This window comes from Methylomonas sp. Kb3 (genome assembly GCF_002834115.1).
In the GTDB taxonomy this organism is placed as follows: Bacteria; Pseudomonadota; Gammaproteobacteria; order Methylococcales; family Methylomonadaceae; genus Methylomonas; species Methylomonas defluvii.
Map to the genome: position 1 here is coordinate 46,479 of NZ_PIZT01000025.1, position 7,945 is coordinate 54,423.

General features: G+C 52.2%; 8 protein-coding genes. 7 read left to right on the forward strand and 1 reads right to left on the reverse strand.

Features of this window, described 5'->3' with window-relative positions; all coding sequences use genetic code 11:
• Positions 1–45 precede the first annotated feature (45 nt).
• From uvrB to CWO84_RS14060, 3 genes are all read left to right on the forward strand, one after another.
• A complete protein-coding gene (uvrB, locus tag CWO84_RS14050; RefSeq protein ID WP_101053343.1) occupies positions 46–2,052 on the forward strand; it encodes an excinuclease ABC subunit UvrB in 2,007 nt (668 codons plus the stop codon).
• A gap of 133 nt (positions 2,053–2,185) precedes the next feature.
• Entirely contained in the window at positions 2,186–3,805 is a 1,620-nt protein-coding gene (locus CWO84_RS14055; RefSeq protein ID WP_101053331.1) for a bifunctional diguanylate cyclase/phosphodiesterase, read from the forward strand.
• A 33-nt stretch (positions 3,806–3,838) separates the two neighbouring features.
• The gene (locus CWO84_RS14060) at positions 3,839–4,051 is read left to right on the forward strand and encodes a TraR/DksA C4-type zinc finger protein (protein WP_033158783.1); all 213 of its coding nucleotides are present in this window, start codon (positions 3,839–3,841) and stop codon (positions 4,049–4,051) included.
• A gap of 12 nt (positions 4,052–4,063) precedes the next feature.
• On the opposite strand, the gene CWO84_RS14065 is transcribed toward CWO84_RS14060, so the two are convergent.
• Positions 4,064–5,200, reverse strand: coding sequence for a GNAT family N-acetyltransferase (locus CWO84_RS14065; protein ID WP_033158782.1), 1,137 nt, complete (start codon positions 5,198–5,200; stop codon positions 4,064–4,066).
• 50 nt (positions 5,201–5,250) lie between these two features.
• On the opposite strand from CWO84_RS14065, the gene CWO84_RS14070 reads away from it, so the two are divergent.
• From CWO84_RS14070 to CWO84_RS14085, 4 genes are all read left to right on the forward strand, one after another.
• Entirely contained in the window at positions 5,251–5,853 is a 603-nt protein-coding gene (locus CWO84_RS14070) for a DUF938 domain-containing protein (RefSeq protein ID WP_033158815.1), read from the forward strand.
• 90 nt (positions 5,854–5,943) lie between these two features.
• Positions 5,944–6,534: a LemA family protein gene (locus tag CWO84_RS14075; RefSeq protein WP_101053333.1), complete on the forward strand. Its 591-nt coding sequence runs from the start codon at positions 5,944–5,946 to the stop codon at positions 6,532–6,534.
• A 1-nt stretch (position 6,535) separates the two neighbouring features.
• On the forward strand, positions 6,536–7,396 hold the full coding sequence (locus CWO84_RS14080; RefSeq protein ID WP_101053335.1) for a YgcG family protein: 861 nt from the start codon (positions 6,536–6,538) through the stop codon (positions 7,394–7,396).
• Positions 7,397–7,399: 3 nt separating this feature from the next.
• Positions 7,400–7,912, forward strand: coding sequence for a TPM domain-containing protein (locus tag CWO84_RS14085; protein WP_101053337.1), 513 nt, complete (start codon positions 7,400–7,402; stop codon positions 7,910–7,912).
• The last annotated feature ends 33 nt before the right edge of the window (positions 7,913–7,945 follow it).

Consider the following 7,945-nt stretch of genomic DNA (forward strand, 5'->3'; position numbering starts at 1 on the left):
GGTGTTCTGGGCGTGGAAGAAGCGCGGCCGCAAAAAAAGGGGCCGGTGCATAAACCGTTCAAAATACAAAGCCGCTATCAACCGGCCGGCGATCAGCCCACCGCCATCGCGGCGCTGGTGGAAGGTATCAACGATGGTGAGGTCCATCAAACCTTGCTGGGCGTGACCGGCTCCGGCAAGACCTTTACCGTTGCCAATGTGATACAGCAAACCCAGCGGCCGGCGATGATCATGGCACCCAACAAAACCTTGGCGGCCCAGCTGTACGGCGAAATGAAGGAGTTTTTTCCGGAAAACAGCGTCGAGGATTTTGTGTCTTATTACGACTACTACCAACCCGAGGCCTATATTCCGGCCTCCGATACCTTCATCGACAAGGACGCCTCGCTGAACGAGCACATCGAGCAAATGCGCTTGTCGGCTACCAAAGCTTTGCTCGAACGGCGCGATACCATCGTGGTCGCCACGGTATCGGCGATTTACGGCTTGGGGGAACCCGAATCTTATTTCCAGATGGTCTTGCATTTGGTGCGCGGCGATATGATCAAGCAACGCGACATATTGCGGCGTTTGGCGGAAATGCAATATACCCGCAACGACACTGAATTGCGCCGGGCGACATATCGGGTGCGCGGCGAGGTGATCGACGTGTTTCCAGCCGAGTCGGAAGAACAAGCCCTGCGTATCGAGTTGTTTGACGACGAGATCGAAAGGTTGTCGATGTTCGACCCGATGACCGGCGAAGTGACGCAGCGTCTGGCCCGCTTTACGCTTTATCCGAAAAGCCATTACGTGACGCCGCGCGATCAGTTGCTGACCGCTGTGGAAAAAATCAAAATCGAACTGGCCGAACGTTTGGAGCAATTGCGCGACAACCATAAACTGGTGGAAGCGCAACGACTGGAGCAGCGCACGCTGTTCGACATTGAAATGATTATGGAGGTGGGCTACTGCTCCGGCATCGTGAACTATTCCCGGCATCTGTCCAATCGCGCAGACGGTGAGTCACCGCCGACGATGTTCGATTATTTACCCAAGGATGCCTTGGTGATCATCGACGAAAGCCATGTCACCGTGCCGCAGATCGGTGCGATGTATAAGGGCGACCGGTCGCGTAAGGAAACCTTGGTGGAGTATGGCTTTCGCTTGCCTTCAGCCCTGGATAACCGGCCTTTGCGCTTCGAAGAGTTCGAACAAATCTGCGGCCAGCGTATCTATGTGTCTGCCACGCCGAGTACTTACGAAAAAGAACACTCCGGCGCGGTGGTCGAGCAGGTGGTGCGCCCGACCGGCTTAGTCGACCCCATCGTCGAAGTGCGGCCGGCGACCAGTCAGGTGGACGATTTGTTGTCAGAAATCACCAAACGTACTGCGGTGCAGGAAAGGGTGTTGGTTACCACCCTGACCAAACGCATGTCGGAGGATTTGACCGATTATTTGATGGAACATGGCGTCAAGGTGCGTTATCTGCATTCGGACATCGAAACGGTGGAGCGGGTGGAAATCATCCGCGACTTGCGGCTGGGTGTGTTCGATGTGCTAGTCGGGATCAACTTGTTACGGGAAGGTTTGGATATACCGGAAGTCTCGCTGGTAGCGATTTTGGATGCGGATAAGGAAGGTTTCCTGCGTTCGCTGACCTCGTTAATCCAAACCATAGGCCGTGCCGCGCGCAATGCCAATGGCAAGGTAATCCTTTACGGGGACAAGATTACTCGTTCGATGCAACTGGCTATTGAAGAAACCGAGCGCCGCCGCGATAAGCAGGAAGCGTTTAATAAACAGCACAATATCCAGCCGAAAACCATATTCAAATCGGTTACCGATATTTTGGAGTTATCGATACCCGGTTCCGGCGGTTCCATTTCCAACGCCAGGGCGAAAGTCGCCGAACCGGCCGGTAATTACAAGGCCATGACACCCAAACAGGCTGCGAAGGCGTTAAAACAACTGGAAGAAAAAATGTATCAGCACGCCAAAAATCTGGAATTTGAAGATGCCGCGCGGATCAGGGATCAGATTAAATTGCTGCAAGCCGAGATGGTGGTTTAAGAGGCTTAGGTTTGTAATTAACGTTTTGGCTAACTATATTTAGTGAATTTTGTCGAGGTCCCCAGCTTGCAAAGCTTGGTCGGCAGAAGCTAAACGACGATAGCAAATTCATGAAACAGACGCCGAGAAACAGATGATACCCGCCAAAAACATACTGAACGAAAATGTTCGCGTGCTGAAAAGCGAGGTATCTAAAACCACATATCAAGGCGTGGCTATCGCCATTGCCAGCATTCTCAGTGCGCTGTTGGCGTTGAGTTATTACTACGTCGGCGAAATTTCCTTAAACGGCATCATTAAAGCCCAAACCGAAAATTACGGTCTGTGGATGCTTGAAGCGCTACCGTTCATTTTTGGATTTTGGGGCCAATATTCCAGCTCGGTCATCGCTTATCAAGCCGGGGCGATGATTTTGGACCAGACCCAGGAACTGCGCTCTCGCGCCGAATCATTGGAAAAACAAGTCAGTTATTCCACCACCCACGACTCGGTAACGGACCTACCTAACCGGGTATTGTTCTACGACCGGGTGGAGCAAGCGATGTTAGCCGCCGGCAATCAAAACAAAATGCTGTCTATCTTGTTGGTGGAAGTCGCCAATTTTAAGGAAGTTTACGACACACTGGGTCGTAACAGCAGCGACTTGATTTTGAAACAGATAGCCACGCGCCTGCAAAGCGTGGTGTTGGGTACTGATAGTGTCGCCCGTATCGACGGCAATATTTTCAGCGTGTTGTTGTCGGCGGTGGATAACGAAACTGCCGGCCTGACATTGGCCAAAAATATCCAGGCGGCCCTGGATCCGGCTTTTAAAGTCGAGCGTCTGAGTTTGGTGATTCACAGTAATATCGGCATCGTCAATTTCCCCGAGCATGGCGACGATGTCGATACCTTGGTGCAAAAAGCCGGCGTGGCATTATTCGTAGCCGGCCAATCGCACGAAGGCTACACCACTTACGCGCCGTCTTACGACGATCACAGCCCGCGCCGTTTAACGCTGATGAGCGAGCTGCGCCAGGCTATCGAAAAAGAGCAATTACATGTTTATTACCAACCCAAGGTGTCGGTGCAAACCGGGCAGGTTTACGGTGCGGAGGCTTTAGTACGTTGGCAACACCCTAAGCATGGTTTTATCGCGCCGGATGAATTTATACCCATGGCCGAAAGAACCCGGGTGATCAAGCATTTGACTGCCTGGATGCTGAAACAATCGTTCAAACACTGTGCGGAATGGCGCAAGCGCGGCTGGGAACTGATTATCTCCGTCAATCTGTCCGCCAAGGATTTACACGATCCTGAGCTGCCGGATGTGATGGCCGGTGTGGCGGCGGCGGCCAATATCAAACCCGGCTGGATGATGTTGGAGATTACCGAGAGTTCCATCATGACCGATCCGGAGCGGGCCATGGAAGTGATTCAGCGCCTGAATGAAATGGGCTACAAATTGTCTATCGACGACTTTGGTACGGGTTATTCGTCACTGGCTTACTTAAAACGCATGCCGTTAACGGAATTAAAAATCGATAAATCCTTTGTCGTCGATTTGTTGCACAGCGAAAACGATGCAGTCATCGTTAAAGCCACCATCAACTTGGCGCACAACTTAGGATTGCAGGTGACTGCCGAAGGTGTGGAAACTCAGGAAATCATCGAAAAACTCAGCACTTACCGGTGCGACTTGGCGCAGGGTTACTTGTTCAGCAAGCCGATGCCGTTTGAGGCTTTTGGTGCGTGGGTGGAAGCCCATCGTTAAACACAAAACTATGCAGATTCAGGAGCCCCAATAATGTCCACAGCCTGGGCGGGTGGTACCGACGCTATTCTGGAAAGAATGGACAAGATGACCGAGCTGTTCGTTGCCGAGACACGTAAAGCTATCTATACGGGCGAATCGGCCAGCCATTGCCAGGAATGTGGGGAGCCGATTCCGGAAGCACGGCGTCAGGCGATTGCCTGCCAGTATTGTTTGCCTTGTCAAACCGAGCTGGAAAAAAGCTGACGCAGTACTGTTTTATTGGGCTCGTTTAAACGGCAGGTAATTCGCCGCGTCTTGCTTGTAATGCGCAATCGCCTGTTTTTCCCGGGCTACAAATTGCGCCACGGCCTTGGCAAAACCGGCATCCTTTAACCAATGCGTGGAGTAGGTAGTGACCGGCTCGAAGCCGCGGGAGATTTTGTGCTCGCCTTGCGCGCCGGAATCAAAACGCGCCAAGCCGTGTTCTATACAGTAGTCCAAGCCCTGGTAATAGCAGGCTTCGAAATGCAGCGCGTTGTACTCCGCATCGCATCCCCAATATCGGCCGTACAAGGTATCCGCGCCGATAAAACTCAAGGCCGCGCCGACGTACACATCGTCTTTCATTGCCAGAACCAGCAATAATTGCTCAGGCATTGTTCGCGCAATTTGTTTGAAAAACGCCAGATTGAGATAAGGTTCGGAACTGCGTTTTAAGTAGGTCAGTGCGTAAAAGCGGAAAAACACCTGCCATTGGGTCTCGGCAACCTCCGTCCCCGGAACACGCAATAGCTCAATACCTTGTTCCGCTACCCGGCGTCGTTCACGCTTAATCATCTTGCGTTTGTCGGCGCTTAGGGTTTGTAAAAAGTCCGTAAAAGTCGCGTAGCCACGATTAAACCACTGAAACTGCACGCCCTCGCGGACGCTTAAACCTAAAGATCTCAGCAGCTCAAGCTGGGAAGGTTCGGGAAATAAACAATGCCACGAGGAAATACCCTGTCGTTCGGCAAGTTGTTGGATAAAACTGAATAACAAAGCGCAGATTGCCGTTTGGTCCGCATCCGGTGCGAATAGCAGTCGCTGTCCCTGGCAAGGGGTAAACGGGATCGCGCTGATTAATTTCGGGTAATAGGCCAGACCATGCTGCTGGTAAGCTTGAGCCCATTGCTGATCGAACACATACTCGCCCCAGGAATGGGTTTTTAAATACAGCGGCAATGCTGCCAACAATTTTTTATTGTCGAAAACCAATAAATGCGCGGTTTCCCAGCCGGTCTGCGGGCAAACGGCGGCGCTTTGTTCCAGTGCGGCTAAAAATTCGTGGCGTAAAAAAGGATAGTCGGGTCCGCACAGTCGATTCCATGCCGTGGCTTCGATTTGCGCCATGCTGGCGATTTGTTTTACTTCCATTTTTAATGTTAGTAGAGTTAAAGCCCCAACATACCATCAAATCATTGCCCATGACGACAGAGAAGCCGTTTTCTCAAGCCTGCGAGAACAACAAGGAACCTATTTTACAGATTCTCAAAACGGTCTTTGACCAACCCATGACAGTCTGGGAAATCGGCAGCGGCACAGGCCAGCATGCCTGTCATTTTGCCGAGAACCTGCCGCATCTGACATGGCAGCCTACCGATAGGCCGGAGAATCTGCCGGGGATCCAGTTATGGCGGGACGAGGCACAGCTGGTAAATCTACTGCCGCCGCTTAGTTTGGACGTGGCGGATTTGCAATGGCCGTGCGCACAAATCGATGCGGTATTTACCGCGAATACTTTGCACATCATGAGCAGCGATGAAGTGAGGCTCTTATTCGCGCGGTTGGCGATCTATTTGGGTGCCGAAGCGACGATGTGTATCTACGGCCCGTTTAATTATGCCGGTGCATATACCAGCGAAAGCAACGCCCGTTTCGACCTATGGCTGAAAGAACGGGACGTGCGCAGCGGTATCAAGGATTTCGAGGCGATCATGGCCTTGGCCGAACACATCGGTTTGACCTTACAGGCCGACCACGCCATGCCGGCCAATAACCGGCTATTGGTGTTGCGGAAGCGGGCATAAGGACCACAGTCTGACCCTTGGCCTGAGCTAAGTGGCTACGTGTTATGCTGCTGTGAACAATTAAAAATTTTTCTATTCACGGAGTGGACGATGCAAAACATAGTAAAGGTTTTTCTTCTAATCGCGACATTGATGCTGCCCGGTTGCGGTTACAACACCTTTCAAACGCAAGACGAACAAATCAATGCCGGTTGGGCGGAAGTGTTGAATCAATATCAGCGCCGCGCGGATTTGGTACCGAATCTGGTGAATACGGTGAAAGGCTACGCCGGACATGAAAAGGACGTATTGGAAGCGGTGACAGCATCGCGCGCCAAAGTCGGCAGCATGCAAGTGACGCCGGAATTGGTGAACGACGAACAGGCTTTTGCCAAGTTTCAAGCGGCGCAGGGCGAACTGAGTTCGGCTTTGTCGCGGTTGATGGTGGTGTCGGAAAATTACCCGCAACTGAAGGCTGACGCCAATTTCCGCGATCTGCAAGCGCAATTGGAAGGTACCGAAAACCGTATCACCGTGGCACGCAATCGTTATATCGCCGCGATCAAGGAGTACAACATCACCGTGCGCTCGTTTCCCAGCAATCTGACTGCGATGCTGTTTGGCTACAAAACCAAGCCATCGTTTACCGTTGAAAATGAGAAAGCCATTTCGACTGCACCAGTGGTTGATTTTGGTAAATAAGATGCGGAAGACAGCTGGCTTTTCAGGGTTTTGGGTCGCCCGATTCCTGGCGGTTTGTCTGTTTGCGGCGGCCGTAAATGCCGAGCAAGTAGTGCCCAATCTTGAACAGCGTGTCACCGATATGACCGGCACCTTCTCCGCACAGCAAAGAACCGAGCTGGAACAACGCTTACAGGCGTTTGAACAACAAAAAGGCAGCCAGATTGCGGTATTGATCGTTGCCACTACCCAGCCGGAAGACATTGCGCAATATGCTATTCGCGTGGTCGAACAATGGCGTCTGGGCCGCAAGGGTGTCGATGACGGCATATTGATGTTGCTGGCCAAGGACGACCGCGTCACGCGCATCGAAGTGGGTTACGGCTTGGAAGGCGTGGTGCCGGACGTATTGGCTAAGCGGATTATTGACGAAATCATGATTCCGTATTTTCGGCAGGGCGACTATGCGGAAGGTATTAATGCCGGCGTGGATAGCCTGATCGGAATATTTGATGGTGTGCCTCTGCCTGCCCCTCAAGCATCGTTTGTCGATGGGCGGGTGCAACGTTTACTGCCCCTCTTGGTGTTTCTAGCGGTGGCCGGCGCTTGGATTTTACGGACTCTGTTTGGAAGCTTTCTCGGCGGGATAATCAACGGCAGCGTGGTTGGTATTATCGCTTGGCTATTGAACGCGGGTTGGCTGGTTGTATGCCTTGCGGCATTGTTTGCGTTCATGGTTTCGCTTAGCAATGGCAGACGTGCGTTTCGCGGCCGGCAAAACGACAATTTTTACGACGATGACGATTTTGGCGGCGGGTCGGGAGGCGGATTCTCCGGCGGAGGCGGCGGTTTTGGCGGCGGCGGTGCGTCGGGGAGATGGTAGACCATGCAAGTGATCAGATTTCTAAAGCATATTTTTAGTGGTCCTTGGCGTGTGCGTCTGGCGTTTTCCAAGCGCAGCTTGCAAGCCATCGAAGCGGCGATTGCTGATAGCGAAGCATCGCACTTGGGTGAAATTCGTTTTGTGGTGGAAAGTGCGCTGGAGATAGGCGAGTTATTGCAGGGTGTTACGCCGAGACAACGCGCGCTTGAGGTATTTTCACAATGCCGAATCTGGGATACGGAACACAATACCGGCGTGCTGATTTATTTGCTGTTTGCTGATCGTGATGTGGAGATTGTCGCTGATCGCGGTATACATGCCAGAGTTGGCGAAGCGGTTTGGGCCCGGATTTGCGAACAGATGGAAGCGCAGTTGAGGGCAGGCCGATTCGAATTAGGCGTGATCGAGGGGATTGCCCTTATAACGACGCAATTGCAACAGCATTTTCCGGCGTTAAATAATGAAAATCCCAACGAAATAGCTAACACGCCGCTAGTGCTTAATTCCGTAAGTTAGCGATAGTATTTCGTAATTGCGCACCGCGGACCT